This is a genomic window from Sphingobium limneticum, from assembly GCF_008710165.1.
In the GTDB taxonomy this organism is placed as follows: domain Bacteria; phylum Pseudomonadota; class Alphaproteobacteria; order Sphingomonadales; family Sphingomonadaceae; genus Sphingobium; species Sphingobium limneticum.
On record NZ_VYQA01000002.1, the window covers coordinates 1 to 19302 of the forward strand.

A 19302-nucleotide genomic window follows, 5' to 3' on the forward strand; every position below is an offset into this window, starting at 1 on the left:
GTGCTCGCTCCCTGCGCCAGCACAATCTCAACTTCACGCAGCTTGCCGATGATCTCTTCCGGCTTGTGCTTCTTGCTCGGCATTCAATGTCCCTTTCATGGTCCAGACTATCATAGTCTCTGGGCCACTCAGCGGGGGGCAGATCAACGGGATAGACGCCATTGCCCGCCGGACCGCCATTGGCGCTGCCGGGCTGGATCGTGCCGGAGATGACGCCCGTTGCAGGATCGATCGTCAGCCCCGGCGGCAGGCCGCTACCGGCATAGCTGAGCGGATCGCCGTCGGCATCGGAGAAAGCGGGGCCGACCGGCACGCTGACGCTGACGCCATCGCCATTGATCTGCGGCGGCAGGCCATTGCTGACCGGAGGGGCGTTGACCGGCATCACGGTCACCAGCACGGTCGCGCTGGCCTGGGCGCCATCGGCGTCGGTGATGGTGTAGCGGATCGTATCGGTGCCGCGGAAGCCCGCATTGGGAACATAGCGGATCGTGCCATCGGGGTTGATCATGACCGTGCCCTGCCCCGCCTGCGCCGACACCAAGCTCAACGCATCGCCATCGGGATCGCTGTCATTGCCCAGCACCGCGATGTCGATCGCCACACCCTGCTGCGTGGTCGCGCTGTCGTTGACCGCGACCGGGCCGGGATTGACGATGGTCCAGTCGATGCTGGTCGATACCGTACCGCCGCGGCCGTCGCTGGCGGTGACGATGCTGGTGTAGACGCCGCCATTGGACTGGCTCGCCGCGCGGTCGATCATGCCGGCGATGCGACCGGTGACGGGATCGATGCTCAGACCCGGCGGCAAACCGGTCGCCGCATAGGTCAGCTCATCACCATCGGGATCGCTGAAGCCGCCACCCAGCGGCAGGTCCACCGCCTGGCCATCGACGAGCGCGATCGGTGGAACCGGCGTCGCAACGGGCGCATCATTGACCGGCGTAATCGTGACCGCGACCGTGGCACTGGCGGTGCCGCCCTGCCCGTCGCTGATCGTGTAGCTGATCGTGTCCGTGCCGTTATAGTTGGCATTGGGCCGATAGGTCAGCGTGCCATTGGCGTTGATCATCACCGTGCCGTTCTGCGCACTCGCAGCCGTCACGGTGAGCGGATCGCCATCGGGATCGCTGTCGTTCGCCAGCACCGGGATCGTCACCGGCGTATCTTCTGCCGTCGTTGCGCTGTCGTTCACTGCCGTGGGACCGGGATTGGTGACGCTGATCGTGAAGACCTGCGTAGCAATGGCGCCGCTGGGGTCGCGGGCCGTCACCGTCACGCTGTAGCTGCCGCCATTGGACTGGCTTGCGCTGCGGTTGACTGTTCCCGTGATCAGGCCTGTGACTGCGTCGATCGCCAAGCCCGCCGGCAGGCCACTGGCGCTGTAGCTGAGCGTGTCGCCGTCCACATCGGTGAAGCCAGAAGCGGTCGGATAAGACACTGCCGACCCGTCCTGCGTCGCACGACCAGGCAAGCTGCCCACCGGCGTTGGTGCGTCATTGACCGGCGTGATCCTCACCGCGACCGTGGCATTGGCGGTGCCGCCCTGCCCGTCGCTGATCGTATAGCTGATCGTATCCGTGCCATTATAGTTGGCATTGGGCCGATAGGTCAGCGTGCCATTGGCGTTGATCATCACCGTGCCGTTCTGCGCGGTCGCAGCGGTCACCGTCAGCGGATCACCATCAGGATCGCTGTCGTTCGCCAGCACCGGGATCGTCACCGGCGTATCTTCCGCCGTCGTCGCGCTATCGTTGACCGCGACCGGACCGGGATTGGTGACGCTGATCGTGAAGACCTGCATAGCAATGGCGCCGCTGGGGTCGCGGGCCGTCACCGTCACGCTATAGCTGCCGCCATTGGACTGGCTTGCGCTGCGGTTGACCGTTCCCGTGATCAGGCCTGTCGCTGCGTCGATCGCCAAGCCCGCCGGCAAGCCACTGGCGTTGTAACTGAGCGTGTCGCCGTCCACATCCGTGAAACCAGAAGCGGTCGGATAAGACACAGCCGACCCGTCCTGCGTCGCACGACCAGGCAAGCTGCCCACCGGCGTTGGTGCATCATTGACCGGCGTGATCGTCACCGCGACCGTGGCATTGGCGGTACCGCCCTGCCCGTCGCTGATCGTGTAGCTGATCGTATCCGTGCCATTATAGTTGGCATTGGGCCGATAGGTCAGCGTGCCATTGGCGTTGATCGTCACGGTGCCGTTCTGCGCGGTGGCAGCGGTCACGGTGAGCGGATCGCCATCGGGATCGCTGTCGTTCGCCAGCACCGGGATCGTCACCGGCGTATCTTCTGCCGTCGTTGCGCTGTCGTTCACTGCCGTGGGGCCGGGGTTAGTGACGCTGATCGTGAAGACCTGCGTCGCCGTCGCGCCGCTGGGGTCGCGGGCCGTCACCGTCACGCTGTAGCTGCCGCCATTGGACTGGCTCGCGCTGCGGTTGACCGTTCCCGTGATCAGGCCTGTCGCTGCGTCGATCGCCAAGCCCGCTGGCAGGCCACTGGCGCTGTAGCTGAGCGCATCGCCGTCCACATCGGTGAAGCCAGAAGCGGTCGGATAAGACACTGCCGACCCGTCCTGCGTCGCACGACCAGGCAAGCTGCCCACCGGCGTTGGCGCATCGTTGACCGGTGTGATCGTCACCGCGACCGTGGCATTGGCGGTGCCGCCCTGCCCGTCGCTGATCGTGTAGCTGATCGTGTCCGTGCCGTTATAGTTGGCATTGGGCCGATAAGTGAGCGTGCCATTGGCGTTGATCGTCACCGTGCCGTGCAGCGCACTGGCAGCCGTCACGGTGAGCGGATCGCCATCGGGATCGCTGTCGTTCGCCAGCACCGGGATCGTCACCGGCGTGTCCTCCGCCGTCGTTGCGCTGTCGTTGACGGCGACCGGGCCAGGATTGGTGACGCTGATCGTGAAGACCTGCGTAGCAATGGCGCCGCTGGGGTCGCGGGCCGTCACCGTCACGCTGTAGCTGCCGCCATTGGACTGGCTCGCGCTACGGTTGACCGTTCCCGTGATCAGGCCTGTCGCTGCGTCGATCGCCAAGCCCGCCGGCAGGCCACTGGCGCTGTAGCTCAGCGTGTCGCCGTCCACATCGGTGAAGCCAGAAGCGGTCGGATAAGACACTGCCGACCCGTCCTGCGTCGCACGACCAGGCAAGCTGCCCACCGGCGTTGGCGCATCGTTGACCGGTGTGATCGTCACCGCGACGGTGGCATTGGCGGTGCCGCCCTGCCCGTCGCTGATCGTGTAGCTGATCGTGTCCGTGCCATTATAGTTGGCATTGGGCCGATAAGTGAGCGTGCCATTGGCGTTGATCGTCACGGTGCCGTTCTGCGCGGTGGCAGCGGTCACGGTGAGCGGATCGCCATCGGGATCGCTGTCGTTCGCCAGCACCGGGATCGTCACCGGCGTATCTTCCGCAGTCGTTGCGCTGTCGTTCACTGCCGTGGGACCGGGATTGGTGACGCTGATCGTGAAAACCTGCGTAGCAATCGCGCCGCTGGGGTCGCGGGCCGTCACCGTCACGCTGTAGCTGCCGCCATTGGACTGGCTTGCGCTACGGTTGACCGTTCCCGTGATCAGGCCTGTCGCTGCGTCGATCGCCAAGCCCGCCGGCAGGCCACTGGCGCTGTAGCTCAGCGCGTCGCCGTCCACATCGGTGAAGCCAGAAGCGGTCGGATAAGACACTGCCGACCCGTCCTGCGTCGCACGACCAGGCAAGCTGCCCACCGGCATTGGCGCATCATTGACCGGCGTGATCGTCACCGCGACCGTGGCATTGGCGGTACCGCCCTGCCCGTCGCTGATCGTGTAGCTGATCGTGTCCGTGCCGTTATAGTTGGCATTGGGCCGATAGGTCAGCGTGCCATTGGCGTTGATCATCACCGTGCCGTTCTGCGCGGTCGCAGCCGTCACCGTCAGCGGATCACCATCGGGATCGCTGTCGTTCGCCAGCACCGGGATCGTCACCGGCGTATCCTCCGCCGTCGTCGCGCTATCGTTGACCGCGACCGGCGCGTCATTGACAGGGATGACCGTGATCCGGCTGACGGCAACTGCGCTCGTCAATGTGTCGTTCGAAAAGGACACGTTGATCACACGCTCGGTGGAACTGGGCGTATCGGAACTGTTGCTGAAGCGGATGGCCTGGAAAGCAGCCGCATAATCGCTTTCGCTGCCGGTGCCGGATAAAGTTACCGTCAGGCGACCGTTCGTAACGGGGCCTATCGTCGCGCTGATGTTGGAAGGCAATGTGCCGATGGTGAAGCTGTCGCCTGCCTGATAGTTGGTCAGGACGACCGTGCCGCCGATGATGGAACTGATGTCCATCGGGTTTTTGACGACGATGTCGGTATCGACGATCGACGTCGATAGCCCGCCTTCTGTAAACGTGAAATGCGCATCATTGCCGGACGCCGTACTGTCGTTCCCATCCAGATCCAGCCGCGGAATCGAAACATAGACCGGATTTGTATAAATGAAGTCGGCGTCGCCATCATGGTAGAATTGCGCCTGCGTCGTCACGCTGTTGGTCGTGAGACGATAACTCAGCGTGAAGGACGATACCGCACTCCAATCGAACGTCGCGGCCGATTGCGATGTGATAGGCTGATTGGCGACGGTATTCTCATTTTGCGTGCCCGACGCAGTAATCTGGTCCAGCGACGAGGTGAAATTGATATTGCTGACGCCCTCGCGCGTGAAATAGGCCAAGCCCTGCGTAGAGGCGGTCACGCTTTCCCGCGTATTCGGCGCGCCGCCGATGCCGTCAATATCCGCGATGGTGAAGCGCACGTCCGCCGGTAACGGGGTCGTCGTGCCGGACACGACCAGTTCCCAGCGAATCTCGACAGTCGCGTCATTGGCGGTAGTCAGGTCGCGCAACAGGAATGTCGGATCATCGCCATTCACACCGGTGCCGGTCGGCCTGTTGAAACGGATGGCATCGCCCGTGCTGATCGACACGACGGTCGCTCGCAAATCGACCTGCTGGCCATTGAAGGTTGCGACATTGGTCCATGTCGCGACCGCGCCCTGGCCTACGTCGGGCGAACGTCCGTCCGAACCATAGCCTGTCGCACCGTTCACGACCACCGTGCCGCTGCCGTTGACGACACGCAGGCTGTCGGCCGTCACTGCGATGGGGATCGGGTTGTTCGGATCGAGCGTATGTGCCCAGTCCCCGCCATCCAATGTGCGCGCCTCGATCGTTCCAACCTGCGATTCCAGCACCCAGTCGCCGCCACGCGCACGATCGCCCGTGATGTCGCTGGACCCTGCGACATCGGCATCAGTCACGCGTGCCAGCGCTTCCATCGTCGCCTGACCGACGGCGCCCTGAGCGAAATCGCAGCCATAGATCAATATGTCGCCATCGACGCTCAGCGATCTGCCAATATCGGCCAGAGAATTGTGCAAGCCGCCATTAATCGCCGTCTCGTCTACCTTGCTCGTGCCGAGCCAGAATACGCCGTCGGCACCATGGCTGACGATATGGATGGCATCGATCCCGGACCGATTGGCGAGCGCCGAGCGCATCTGTTCTACGCCGTCGCCTGTGCCGTCGATCAGGATGACCTCGCCGCGATCAGCCCACTGGCTGGCCAATTGCCGATAATCGGCAAGCGACGTGTCGATGAAAATCACATCTCGTGTCGTAGCCGAAATATCTGCGGGCTGATTCGGCTCTATCGGGGCTTGAGACGGATTATCGGCCTCTAGAGAGACAGGCTCGGGTCCGGGCCGTTCGGTAATACGTGAAAAGTCCGCACGATCCGGGCCGTCCATGGCGCCATGATCGACATTATCTGCTTTTGTTACAGCATCTTGCAGCGTAATTGCGGCCGCCGCATCGAACATCATCCGCGGCTCAAGCGACAGGAGGTGCGGACGCCTTTTGGATGTCAGAGAACCCTTTATTTTCATCACCGTCTCATCCGCCTGTCACCTCTTCAGTTAAAAAGGTGTGCTAAGATGGTGAAAACAAAGTTAAACGAGCGACGAACCGAAGCCTGGAAACGGCTCTAGATTAGGCACCCAGGATCGGGCGCATAGCCGTCACGTTATGGACGTTTCTGCTCCACAGTGGACTGGCAGCTTACATCTCGTCGAAACAGCCCATTATCCCGAAACGGACCGACATCATCGCATGGCACCGGCAATGTCGGCTTTCTTGAGAACGCTAGCAGAACCCGCAGTCGCGAAAGTTCCATAGTTGGTCATGCCATAGCATCTTCACTCATGACAAAATTGCAGTCTTGTCATGAGTAATGACGAAAAAACCTCCCCATTTCGACTATCTCGCCATCGGAGACAGGAATGAGCCACTTCAATGCTCGCGAAAGGAGGCCCAGAAACTGCCGACCAGCGGTTCGATCGCATAGTCCAGCGCGGTGCGCTGACGCAGAGGGATCAGTATCTGCACCGGCATCCCTGCCCGTAGCTCGAAATCCTTGCCCCGCACATCGCGGATCAGCGCCAGCTGGCTGCGCGGCACCACAATATCGCCGGTGAAATAGCTTTGCCCGGTCTTTTCATCGGCGAAGCTGTCGGCGGACAGGCGTCGCAACTCCCCCTCCAGACTGGGTAGTTGCCGTTCATGCAGCCCTGAAAATTTTACCAGCGTCTTCTTGCCGACCGTCAGGTCGTCGGCATCGTCGGGCGCGATCCGCGCCTGTATCAGCAGCGGCTCGTTTTCCGGCACGATGTCCATCAACTTCTGCCCCGAAGCGATCACGCCGCCGGGCGTGAAGATGGTCATGCCGACCACCGCCCCGGTCGCTGGCGCGCGGATCGAGGTCCGTTCCAGCTGATCACGCGCCGCCTGCCATTTGGGCAATATCTCGCCCAGCGCGGTTTCAACGTCGCGCAGGTCCGACGCGGTACGCTCACGGAAGCTTCGCTGCGCCTCCAGCGCCTGCATCTCGCTTTCACGCGCAGCCCCTCGCGTCTGCGCGACGCTGGCAGCATATTGGCCGCGCTGCCCTTCCAGTTCGGCCCGCGCGCGCTCCAATTCGCGCATCCGGGTCTTGGACACGAACCCCTTGTCCGCCACCGGCTTTAGCGCAGTGATCTGTTCATCCAGGATACGCAATTGCTCGCGGGTCGCGACCGTCTGCTCGCCATAGCCCCGGCCCTGCTCGCCCGACTGCGCCGCCCGCTGCGCCAAAACGTCGCGCTGCGCCCCCAGCACAGAGGTGCGCGCCGACAATTCGGTCTGCTGCAATCGCATCGCCAGCGCGGCTTCCGCCTTGTCCTCCGTCGACAGGGACACAAATTCGCGCGGCGGCACGATGCGGCCGACGCCCAACTGCTCGGCTTCCAGCCGGGCGCGCTGCGCCAGCAGGCGGATGGCCTGCGACGCCAGCGCTCGCTCCTGCGCTTGAACCTCCGCAGCGGCCAGCGTCATCAGCAACTGGCCGCGCTGAACCCGCTGCCCTTCGCGCACGTAAATCTTGCCCACCACGCCGCCGTCGCGATGCTGCACCGACTGGCGCTGCCCCGATACCACCAGCGTCCCCGGCGCATAGGCAGCCGCATCCAGCCGGGCGAACGCCGCCCAGCCCAGAAAGCCGAGAAAGAAAATCGCAGCCACGATCAGCCCGACCCGAATGTCGCGCAACGGATCGGCCAGGATCGAAACCGACGTCGACGTCGGTTCAGGCACGGGGACGATGGCGGGCCGGTTCATGCCGCACCGGCCACGGGCGGCGTGGGCATGTGCCGGATATTGGGTGGGGCGACCTTCGCCAAAATCTCGTCTCGCGGTCCGAACAGTTCGGCCCGCCCGTCGCGCAGCACCAATAACTTGTCCACCACTGGCAATATGCCCAGCTTGTGTGAAACGATCAGGATCGTCTTGCCTTTCGCCTTGAGCGCGGTCAGCGCCTGGATCAGAGCGGCGTCGCCCTCCCCATCCAGATGCGCATTGGGTTCGTCCAGGATCAGGATCGCCGGATCGCCATAGACGGCCCGCGCCAGGGCGATGCGCTGCGCCTGCCCTGCCGACACGCCGCGTCCGCCCAGACTGAGCCGATGATCATAGCCGTTGGACAAACGCGCGATCAGGGGCCCCGCTCCGACCTGCTCCGCCGCCGCCACGACGGTAGAGTCGATGGCGGCGCGATCCTCGCCCAGTTCGCCCGCAAACCGGGCGATATTCTCGGCCACCGTGCCTGCGAACAGGGCCGAATCCTGCGGCAGATAGCCGATATGCCGGGCCAGTTGCTCAGGGTCCCAGTCCCGGACATCGGCATCGTCGATCCGCACCGTCCCGCGATCGGGCAGGACCGCCCCGGCGATGGCGCGGATCAGCGTGGACTTCCCCGCGCCGCTCGGCCCGATCACCGCAATCACTTCGCCCGGCTGGACGCGCAGGGACACGGCCTGCACGATCGCCCCGTCGCGCGTTTCATTGAGGACGGTGATGCCCTCCAGCTGCATCGCCCCACGCGGCGCGGGGAGGCGGGTCTGGCTGAACGCATCCGACATGGTCGCCAGCAGGGCGTCGATGCTGGCATAGCTCTGCCGCGCCTGGATGATCGCCTTCCAGCTTCCGATCAGCTGCTCGACCGGCTGGAGCGCGCGGGCGATGAGGAAGGACGATGCGAAGATCGCACCGGCCGAAATCAGATTGTCCACCGCCAGCAGCGCGCCCAGCCCCAGCGCCAGCGATTGCAGCGCCATGCGCACGAATTTGGTGACGGTCAGGATGTTTCCCGACGCGAGGCTGGCTTCGGTCTGGGCCGACAGCATCGCTTCGCGCTGGCGCAACTGCCGCGCGACCATCGCCCGGCGCATGCCGAGCGCGCGCAGGCTGTCCGCCGATCCTAGCAAGGCATCCTGATGGGAATAGCTTTCCCCCGCGATCCGCTGCGCCAGATCGAGCCGACCGCGCGTCAGCCGCTCATTGGCCCAGGCGAGGATCGGCATCAGCAGGCACCCCGCAACTGCCAACGCACCGATCCAGGGATGCACCATGAAACAGACGAGCAGATAGATGGGCACCCATGGCGCGTCGAACAGCGCCAATATGCCCGGCCCGGTCAGCGTGCCGCGCATCTGGTCGAACTCGCGCAACGCCTGCCGGGCGACGGCCATGTCGGGCCGCCCCAGCGTGGCATCCAGGATCAGCGGGGCCAACACCGCGTCCATCTGCACCCCGGCGCGCGTGAGCAATCGCTGCCGCACGCGGTCGAGGCAGGCCAGCGTTACCAGCGCGAAGAGCAGCACAAGGGTCAGGAACAGTAGCGTCTGCAACCCCTGCGTCGGCACGACCCGGTCATAGACCTGCAACATGTAGATGGTGGGCGCGATATAGAGCAGGTTCACCAATGCGCTGAAACCGGCCGTGGCGATGAAATGCCGCCTGCAACATGCCAATGCCGCGCGCAGCGGCCCCTGAACCCTATCTGTCATTCCCATACCACTATCATTCAAGGCTTCGCCGCGCGACGGATGACCGTTGCGCGGCGAAGCATCACTCATATCCGCGTTGAGCGGACCTTATTTCAAAGACCGTGGCCCGAGTCGAACAACCCACCGAAGCGATCGAAGATGAAATCACCGATCCCATCCAGGATGCCACCAGCGCCGGGCTGATGGTCGGACCACTGGTCGGGCGCGCCGAACTTGATCGCCTTGGCGTCGCTCACTCCCAGTAGCGTGACCGTGGTACCCAGGTTGAAGGTCAGAACAAGATCCTTCACCCCGTCGCGATCGACATCCTGCACCTTTGACCGCAGCAGCGAAATGCCGTCGTCCAGAACGATGCTGTCCTGCGTGACGTCGAAGTCGGTGATCTTGTCATTGCCGTCCAGACGGCCGAAGTGGAACACATCCATCCCCTTGCCGCCGGTCAGCACGTCATCGCCCAGACCACCGAACAGGATGTCGTTGCCGTCGCCTCCGTTCAACATGTCATTGCCAAGGCTGCCGAACAGAACGTCATTGCCCGCGCCGCCATACAATTTGTCGTTGCCGATGCCGCCGTCCAGAATGTCGTGCCCGTCTAGGCCATTGAGCGTATCGTTGCCCAGACCGCCCGACAGCTTGTCCTCGCCCGCCGTGCCGTTCAGCGTGTCGGAGAAGATCGTGCCGGTGCGGACGATGCCGTCGGCAATGCCCGTCACCGAAACCTCGACCGTTGCCGTGCTGGTCAGCCCCTGCCCGTCCGTCACGGTATAGGTGAAGCTGTCCGTCTGCTTGGCGCCGGTAGCCAGCGCATCGAACGAGTCATGATCGGCGACATAGCGCAGTTGCTGCGTGGCGGCGTCGAAGATCACGCTGCCCAGCGTCTTGCTGGTGTCAACGGCACTGATTTTCAGCGTCTGGCCGATATCGGGATCGCTGTCATTGGCTAGCAATGTGGACCAGAGATTCTGGCTGGTCGCATCCTCGTTCACCGCGATCCTGTCGTTCGCGGCGGTCGGCGCTTCGTTGACGTCGGTAACGGCTATGGTGAAGCCGTGCTGTGTAGACAGACCACCCGTGTCCGTCACCTTCGCGACGATGGCGTAGGACGACAACGCTTCATAGTTGAGTGCGACGGTCGTCGTGATGACGCCGGTCTGCGCATCGACCACGAACAGGCCGTTGGCATCGTCGACCAGCTTGTAGGTCAGCACGTCATTGGCCGTGTCCGTCGCCGCCAACGTGCCGACCAGGCTGCCCGCCGGCAGATTTTCGGCAACCGCCGCATTGGTCAGGACCAGATCCTTGGGCGCGGCGCCCAGCATAAGCAGGGCCAGTTGCGGATCATGGTCGATCGGCCGATCGCCGCTGAATTGCGCATTGATATGCACCGCATCATATCGGGCGTTCTGCGCCAGACCGCCCGTAACCAATATATGGTCGATCTGCTGGGCATTGCCCTCGAACATGTAGCTGTAGCGCTCTTCAGGCGGCAGCAGTGTGTTGAGGTTGGTCAGCATGCCGCCCTTGGCGGCATCGGTCAGCTGGGTCTGGGCCTCCTCGAAATAAAAGCCGTTGAAATCGCCAAGCACCGCGAAGTTCAGCGAGGGATCATCGGCCAGATGCTCCTGGATATAGGCCTTGACGCCCGCCGCCTGCGCGGTGCGCGCGGCATCGCCAGCCGCCTGCGCAGGCTGCGTATTGCCCCAGTTCGGGTCGCTGCCCCCGCGCGAGGTGAAGTGAACGTCGATCGCCGTGATCGTCTGGCCTGCAAAGTTGAATTGCGCCGCCAGCGGCTTGCGGCTGCCCGCATAAGCGCCGCCGGTGATCAGTTCCGCGCTGCCCTCGACATAGGATACGCGGTCGACATTGTAGAGGAAGCCGTTGCGGATATTGCCATTGGGTTCGCCGCCGGTCGAATTGGCGGTGTCGGGCGCAACCTCGACATAGGCATAATGTTTGCCGGTCTGGGCATAGATGGAATCGATCAGGCCCTGCGCCGTGACGGTGCCGGACAGGTTGCCGCCCGTTCCCGCGCCATCGGCATCCTGGATTTCCTGCAATGCGACGATGTCGGGCGCCTTGAGATTATAGACGATATTGCTGGCCAATATGTCGAACTTGTTGTCGCCCGCATCCAGATTTTCGACATTATAGGTAGCGATGGACAGATAATTGGCGTCGCCCTGCAACGTCGTCGCTTCGCGTTCCAGCGTCACATCCTTGGTGACGCTAACCGCTTCCGTCGCCAGCAACTCGTAATTGCCGAAGCTATAGTTCAGTACGCCGGTCACGCTGGCCAGCTGGTCACCGATGCTATGGGCGGGATTATAGCCGGGCAGGATTATGCTGTCGGCGTCGATCTGGATCTTTTCGGGGTTATAGTCGACCGTGCCGTCCGCATTGGGGGAAATGGTGATGCCCCCGCGATCGTTCATGCCGGTCGCGCCAACACCATGCGAAGCCACGACATCGGTTTCGCCATATTGATTGGTGTTTGACACCACCTGCGGCGCATCGATCGTGACGCGCATCCCTTCCAGCGATTCCCAGAAATCGATGCCGTCATTGGCAGGGTCGTAATTGCTGAGCGCATCGTGATCGATGGCCTGGCTGGGCGGCGTCAGGCCGCCCGTCCCGATCAGCACGGCCGACGGCAGCGCATTGCCCTGGCTGGTGACGTTCACCACCGGGGACACGATCTGCGTCACCGACAGGCTGGACGGGTCGCCCGCATATTCCGACACCGTGCCACGGACCGACGCGGCATCGCCTACCACGACGCCGGGCGCGGAGGACGTGAAGATGAAGATGCCGTCCGACGTGCGGGCATTGCCATCGCCGACCGCCGACTGAAGATAGAAGCCGTTGCTGGCGACGGCGGTCACGATGCCGTCGGTGATGACGGTCTGCCCGACATAGGCCGACACATGGCCTTCGCCCTGTATCTGCCCGATGACCAGCGCGATCGGATCGTCGTTGACGATGGTACCGGTGGCGACCGCCCGGTCGATGATGACGTTGCCGGTGGTCGCACCCAGCGCGACCGACAGCGTCTCGTTATTTTCGCTCAGCGTATCGCCCTTGACCGGCACGATGATCTGCTTGCTGAACTCGCCTGCCGCGAAGCTGACCCGGCCCGCCAGCGGCGCATTGGCCGAAAGATCGCCCGCGTCCGCGGTGCCGTTCAACAGCACGGCATAATCCACGCTCACCGCGTTGATCTGGCCACCGGCGCGCTGCACGGTAAACACCATGTTGGATACGCCATCGTCCCCTTCGACCACGCGCGCATCGCTGATGCGGACATGGCTTGGGCCGTCGGCGGGCAGGAAGGACTGGCCCGCGTTCAGCGCGCCGAAGCTCTGCGCCGATCCCGCGGTCCAGCTGAAGTCGGCGGCGCTGGACCCCGCGCCGGTCAGTTGCAGCGACAGGCCGACGCCCGGCGCCGGTTCCTGGGCCACGCCGATGTCGGTGCTGGTCATGCCGGCGGCGGGCGTACCCGGCGCGGCGGTGAACGTGCCTTCATAGGATAGCAGCTGGATCACCGTGCCATCGGGCGCGACCAGCGCAAAACCGTCCGCGCCGCCATTCTGGATACCGGCACGGGCAAAGGACAGTGCGCCAAAGCCATTGCCCTCATTGTCGATCACGCCGGACAGGGCCAGCGTGTCATAGACCGGCGCCGCGTCGGGCGTGTTCGTGCCGTTGTAGAAGACGATCCGATAACCGGTCAGGTCGGTTCCCGCGACGCCGGCAATCTCGATCGCCTCGCCGACATCGGTGCCGACATTGTCATAATGGATTTCGTTGACGAAGACGTTCGCCGCTGGTGCGGGCGGAGCCACATCGTCATTGGTGATCGTGCCGGTCGCGGTCGCCCGGCCGATCGCCGCGCCGCCGGTGGCGTTGCTCAACGTCAGCGCGAAATTCTCATTCGCCTCGAAAACCGTATCGCCCTGGATCGGCAGGCGGATTTCCGCCGTGGTCGCACCGTCAGCGAAATTCACCGTTCCACCGGTCGCGAAACCGGCACCGAAATCGGCAGCATCGGCCGACCCGAAGGCCAACGTCCACGCGGCGGATACCGCTCCGCTGCTGCCATCGACGCGGCTGACGGTGAAGACAATCTCGCCGGTGCCCGCATTGCCTTCCACGATGCTGGCATCGGCGATATTCAGCGTGCCGGGCGTCGGGCTGGGCGTGCCGCCGCCAAAGCTCTGGCCAGCATTGACGCCGCCTGCCGTCGCGCCGTTGATCAGCGCCCACTGGAAATCGGCGGCGCCGGTGCCCGTGCCGACCAGGCCGATCGACGTTCCGTTCTGAGTCCCGTCTTCATACACGCCGACATTGGTGCTGGTCATGCCCGCCGCAGGACCGTTCGCCGCTGTGAAGCTGCCTTCCCAGCTCAGGAACTGGACGACATTGCCCTGCGCATCGACCAGAGCGACGCCGTCGGGTTCGCCGCTGGGGCCCGACCCGCCATTCTGGATGCCGTTGGCGGGGTAGGCGATGCGGATCGTGCCATATCCATTCTGCTGGTCGCTGATGACGCCGCTCAGCGTCTGCGTGCTGTAGCTGCTGCGCTGGGCAGGATTGCCGTTATAGAGCACGATGCTCCATCCGGTGACGTCGGTGCCTGCCAGACCCGCGATCTCGACAAACTCGCCACTGTCGGTGCCGGCATTGTCATAGTGAATTTCGTTAATGAAGACGTTCGACGCCATGAACGGTTACCCCAAAAAGGACATGCCTGCTCAAGCGGTCCCCACCAACTTGAGTCATGCTGTCAGACCGGGTTGAGGCAGTAGGTTGGCGTCATGACAAATATATGTCTTGCTAACACAAGATTCTGTCGAACAACGGAAATGTCAGCCCGACAGCCAGGTTCCAGCTGCCGCTTGCCGAAGTAGACCCTAATCGGCCGCTCAAAGGCCAATTTTACTCTCCCAATTTTCCCTCGCGATCGATCGCCAGCCATAAGGTGGACCGGCAGGTTCGAGCAACGAAACTGGCAGAGTTGTCTTCCTCAATGGGTAACAGGATGGGCGACCCGGCCCGATCAACCGGTTCGTTCTGGCCGCGATGCCACATCGGGGAACAGGCAGGAAAGACTGTAAATATGACCTGTTCTCAGGCTCATCAGCAATCTTTCCTGCCCCTTTGGTATAGATTAGAGAGCCTGCTGCTCCTGATTGAGATTGCGCTTGATCGTCGGATTGGGTCCGGCTTCGCGCGCTACGCCGGTCAGGGTCGTCGGCACCTCGACATAAGGTAGGCCCAGCGTTTGGCTGGTCATGCGACGGATGCGATTGGTGAGTTCCGGGCTGGCGTTGAGTTTTTGGCCATAGGACGGCACCATCGCAGCCACTTTCGGTTTCCAACTGCTGGCCATCTGTTGCGGGAAGGCACGACGCATCACGTCCAGCATGATCGCCGGCGAGGTAGAGGCGCCCGGCGAGGCGCCCAGCAACGCGGCAATGCTGGCATCCTTATCCGTCACGATTTCCGTGCCGAACTGAAGGACAGTTCCCTTCTTGGGGTCGCGCTTGATCACCTGAACGCGCTGGCCGGCGGTGATCAGCTTCCAGTCGCCGCGCTTGGCGTTGGGATAATATTTGACCAGTTCGGCCTGGCGCTGAGCGTCGGTCAGCGTCGCCTGCTCAGCCAGATAACGGACCAGATCCAGATTTTCCGCACCGACCTTCATCATGCCGCTGACATTATTCTTGTAGATCGACGCGAACAGGTCGAGCGATGATCCATGCTTGAGGAACTTCGTGCTTTGCAACGCGAAAGGACCGAACAGGGTGACCGACTTGCCGTCAAGCTTGCGCGCATCAAGATGCGGCACCGACATGGGCGGCGAACCCGCCTCCGCCTTGCCATAGACCTTCACATTGTGGCGGCGGGTGGCGGCGGGGCCTTCAAATGCCAGGAACTGGCCGCCCACGGGAAAGCCAGCATAATTTTTCGATTCCGGGATACCCGACATTTGCAGCAGCTTGAGTGAGGCACCGCCTGCACCGATGAAGACGAACTTCGCTTTGACCACGGTATCGCTGTTCTTTTTCAGATCATGGACGGTCACGTTCCACGTCTTGTCCGCATTCTGGTGCAGGCCGCGCACTTCATAGCCCAGTTGAAGATTGAAATTGGGATTGCGGGTCAGTGCGTTGGTCAACTGGGTTGTGATGACACCGAAATTGACATCCGTACCCAGCGGCATGAAGGTCGCGGCCACTTTTTGCTTAGGATCGCGGCCTTCCATCACCAACGGCGCCCAACGGCGGATTTGCGATGAATCCTGCGAATATTGCATGCCGTAGAAGAGCGGATTTTTGACCAGCGCGTCGCGGCGCTTGTGCAGATAAGAGATGTTATCGTCGCCCCAGACGAAGCTCATATGCGGGGTCGGATTGATGAAATCGCTGGGCCGGGACAGCCGGCCCTGCTTCACTTCATGCGACCAGAACTGGCGGGAAATTTCGAACTGTTCGGCGATGTCAACGGCCTTTTCGGTCGCGATCGTTCCGTCTGCATTCTCCGGCGTATAATTTAGTTCGGCAAAGCCCGAATGGCCGGTGCCCGCATTGTTCCAGCCGTTGGAGCTTTCCTGCGCCACCTTGTCCATCCGTTCATAGATATCGATCCGCCAGTCCGGCTCCATTTCCTGAAGATAGGTGGCAAGCGTCACACCCATGATGCCGCCGCCGATCACCAGCACGTCTACGGGCTTGTCATTGACTGCCGCCTTGCCAACGGGAGAGGCCATCGGACGGAACAGAAACGCCGTGGCCGCAATCGCCAGCAGCAGGAGCGCGATGGCAAAAGCGAAAAGGATCTTCTTGAACAAAGGCCGGCGACTAGTTGCTGCCGGACTGGAGGAGGATGTCATGATCTTGAGTTCCGAAACTGCGTGAAGAGGGGCCGGACGGCCGGATGCATGGTCGCCAATCTTGTCGGTCAGGTCATACGCGCCACCCCATCCATCATCAGAACCGGAAGCTCAACCAGCCAGCCAGGTAATCGCTGTTACCGAAGCCTGCGCGGCTGAGCACCGGTCCCGCATCCAGATGCTCGTAACGCCCGACAAAGGACAGGCGGGGCGTGATCGACCAACTGATCTGGGCGCGGATCGATTCGCCTATCTTGTGGCCGGACACCGATTGCGTGCCGGTGAAGATCGATTTGTTGGCGCGATAGACTGCGTCCTGCTCGTCGACGCGCCAGGCGAACTGATATTCCATCAGCAGCTTCACCCCCTTGAGCGGCGACAGGCTCAGGCTGGGTGCCAGTGTCTGGAGATTGGTCGGCGTCATGCACAGTTGGTAGCTGTAGTAGATATTATTGCCGAAAGGGGCGTAGGCAGCCTTCAGCGTGCCGCCCTCGAACGTGCCGCCGCCGCTGGCATAATCGGCGTGGAAGCCGATGCGCGGTGCCATCGGCAGGTCGCCGGGCAGCTTGTAGCTCTGGTTGAAAAAGACCTGCCAGGCATTGATGTCACGGCCGTCGAAATCGCCGAACTGGTGGTTGACGGTCCAGTCGAGATTGACCGGGCCGACCTCGCCCCACAGCCGTGCGCCGGCATAGAAGCGTTCGACCCGGCCGGTCACACCGCCCCATAGCGCATCGCTGGTGCGCAATCGCCAGAAGAAGGGATCGAGATAGAGTTCCGATCCGCCCAGCGCCTTGTTGGGAATACGGATGCCCGCGGTGAAGCCGGAAAAGCGCCGCCCCTGTTCGATTTTGTCGTCGCCGATGCCCCCATTGCCCAACGCGGTCGGCTTGAAATCGAAGGCGTCGATGCGCAGCGTTCCGGTCCTCGCCCAGGCACGCACGCCGTTCAGCGCATAGCGGATCGTATTGTTGTCGCGCTGCGACGTCAGCAGATTGGCGCCATCGGTAAATTCCTGCCGCCCATAGCGCAGCCCCAGGTCCATGCCAGCAACGCGCCCCTTCACTTCGGCAAAGGACTGGAGCAGCACCAGATCATTGCGCAACGATCCCGATGGCGTGCCGATATTGTCGCCGGAAATGCCGCCATGGGCGATTTCGCCATAGAAGCGTAGATGCGGCCCGACATGCAGGTCCGCACCGCCGACCAGCCGGTTGATGTCCTGCCGCTGATTGCCTGCGTTCCGCAGGTTGAGGTTGGTGGTGTAGTTGACGCGCACCCGCGCCTCACCGTTGAGAGTCAGATAGATGTCGCCATCACTGTCGAGCGACAGATATTTGAGGCGATCGAACATGTCGTCGTGCTGCTGGGGATCGGCCTTTTCGCGCCAATCCTCCGCCCAGCGCGACAGCGCATAGCCGCCCGACACCGATCCTTCGCCAACGGCATCGGCGGGATAGAGGCTGGCAGGTTCAGTCGGCATGTGGTCTGCCCATGCCGGGCTGGCGAACAGGGTAGCAAGGGTGAGAACAGAGATGGCGACGGGGCGGCGCTTGGCCGCGCAGGAGAAACGAACCATGGTGGCCGCGCCTCATTCCGCCGGGACGGCGCTGGCAAGCGGTGGCGAAGCTGGAGATGGCACCCCGCCTTCACCCCGCATCGCGGCCTGCAACTGCGCCTGATCCAGCTTCCCTTCCCAGCGCGAGACGACGATCGTCGCGACCGCATTGCCGATAAAGTTGGTGAGGCTACGGCATTCGCTCATGAAGCGATCGACGCCAAGAATGAGCGCCATGCCGGCGACGGGCACGGAGGGGACGATGGAGAGGGTCGCCGCCAACGTGATAAAGCCCGCCCCGGTCACGCCTGCTGCACCCTTGGACGACAGCATCGCCACGCCCAGGAGCAGGATCTGATCACCTAGAGAAAGATCGACGCCGGTTGCCTGCGCGATGAACAGCGCGGCAAGCGTCATGTAGATATTGGTGCCGTCGAGATTGAAGCTGTAGCCGGTCGGCACGACCAGGCCGACGATCGACTTGGGACAGCCTGCACGCTCCATCTTCTCGATCAGGGCCGGCAGCGCGCTTTCCGACGAAGAGGTGCCGAGCACCAGCAGCAATTCGGTCTTGAGGTAGCGGATCAGGCCGAAGATCGAGAAGCCCGCGGCACGGGCGACCAGGCCCAGGACTACGACTACGAACAGCGCGGAGGTCAGGTAGAAGGTGCCGACCAGGAAAGCCAGATTGGCGAGCGTACCGACGCCATATTTGCCGATGGTGAAGGCCATGGCGCCGAACGCGCCAATGGGTGCCGCTTTCATGACGATGGCGACCAGCTTGAACACGGCGGTCGATACATCTTCCAGCAGGTCGAGCACGCGCTCGCCGCGATCGCCGATCAGCGCCAACGCGACGCCGAAGAGGATCGCGACGAACAGCACCTGAAGGATATTGCCGCTGACGAAGGCGGAGAGGAAACTGTCCGGGATGATGCCGGTCAGGAAGCCTGTCAGCGTACTGTCATGCGCCTTTTCCGCATATTCGCTGACCTTGCTGGCGTCGAGCGTGGCGGGATCGATGTTGAGGCCCGCGCCCGGCCGCACCACATTGGCCACGATCATGCCGACGACCAGCGCCAGGGTCGAGAAGAAGAGGAAATAGGCAAAAGCCTTGCCAGCGACCCGGCCGACGCTTGCAATGTCGCGCATGCCGGCGATGCCGGTAACGATCGTCAGGAAAATGACCGGGGCGATGACCATCTTCACCGCCTTGATGAAGGCATCGCCGACCGGCTTCATCGCCTCGCCCAGATGCGGCGCGAAATGGCCGAGCGCCACGCCGGCAATGATCGCCAGCAGCACCTGCGCATAGAGATGGAGATACCAGGGACGCCGGACGACCGGCACGTCGGGAAAATGGGAAATCTGCATGACAGGTGTCTTTCTGGCCCTCGCCAAAAGCCTTCCCGCCTTCTTGATTGG

Annotated in this window: 6 protein-coding genes and 1 pseudogene; all 7 read right to left on the reverse strand. The window is 62.8% G+C overall.

The genetic code is table 11. The annotated features are described in order from the left end of the window. Positions 1-238 precede the first annotated feature (238 nt). Positions 239-5935: pseudogene (locus tag F4U95_RS02095) on the reverse strand (Ig-like domain-containing protein); the annotation flags it as partial. Positions 5936-6338: 403 nt separating this feature from the next. Beyond that, a complete protein-coding gene (locus tag F4U95_RS02100) occupies positions 6339-7700 on the reverse strand; it encodes an HlyD family type I secretion periplasmic adaptor subunit (RefSeq protein ID WP_150424410.1) in 1362 nt (453 codons plus the stop codon). Continuing rightward, on the reverse strand, positions 7697-9427 hold the full coding sequence (locus tag F4U95_RS02105) for a type I secretion system permease/ATPase (protein ID WP_150424411.1): 1731 nt from the start codon (positions 9425-9427) through the stop codon (positions 7697-7699). The genes F4U95_RS02100 and F4U95_RS02105 overlap by 4 nt, the downstream gene beginning before the upstream one ends. 92 nt (positions 9428-9519) lie before the next feature. Further along, positions 9520-14148: an Ig-like domain-containing protein gene (locus F4U95_RS25040; protein WP_246171468.1), complete on the reverse strand. Its 4629-nt coding sequence runs from the start codon at positions 14146-14148 to the stop codon at positions 9520-9522. 446 nt (positions 14149-14594) lie between these two features. After that, positions 14595-16319 (reverse strand): malate dehydrogenase (quinone), encoded by a 1725-nt coding sequence (mqo, locus tag F4U95_RS02130; RefSeq protein WP_150424412.1) that lies wholly within the window; start codon positions 16317-16319, stop codon positions 14595-14597. Positions 16320-16416: 97 nt separating this feature from the next. Continuing rightward, positions 16417-17898 (reverse strand): alginate export family protein, encoded by a 1482-nt coding sequence (locus F4U95_RS02135; protein ID WP_150424413.1) that lies wholly within the window; start codon positions 17896-17898, stop codon positions 16417-16419. 12 nt (positions 17899-17910) lie between these two features. Continuing rightward, positions 17911-19251: a dicarboxylate/amino acid:cation symporter gene (locus F4U95_RS02140; RefSeq protein ID WP_150412151.1), complete on the reverse strand. Its 1341-nt coding sequence runs from the start codon at positions 19249-19251 to the stop codon at positions 17911-17913. Between the last annotated feature and the right edge of the window lie 51 nt (positions 19252-19302).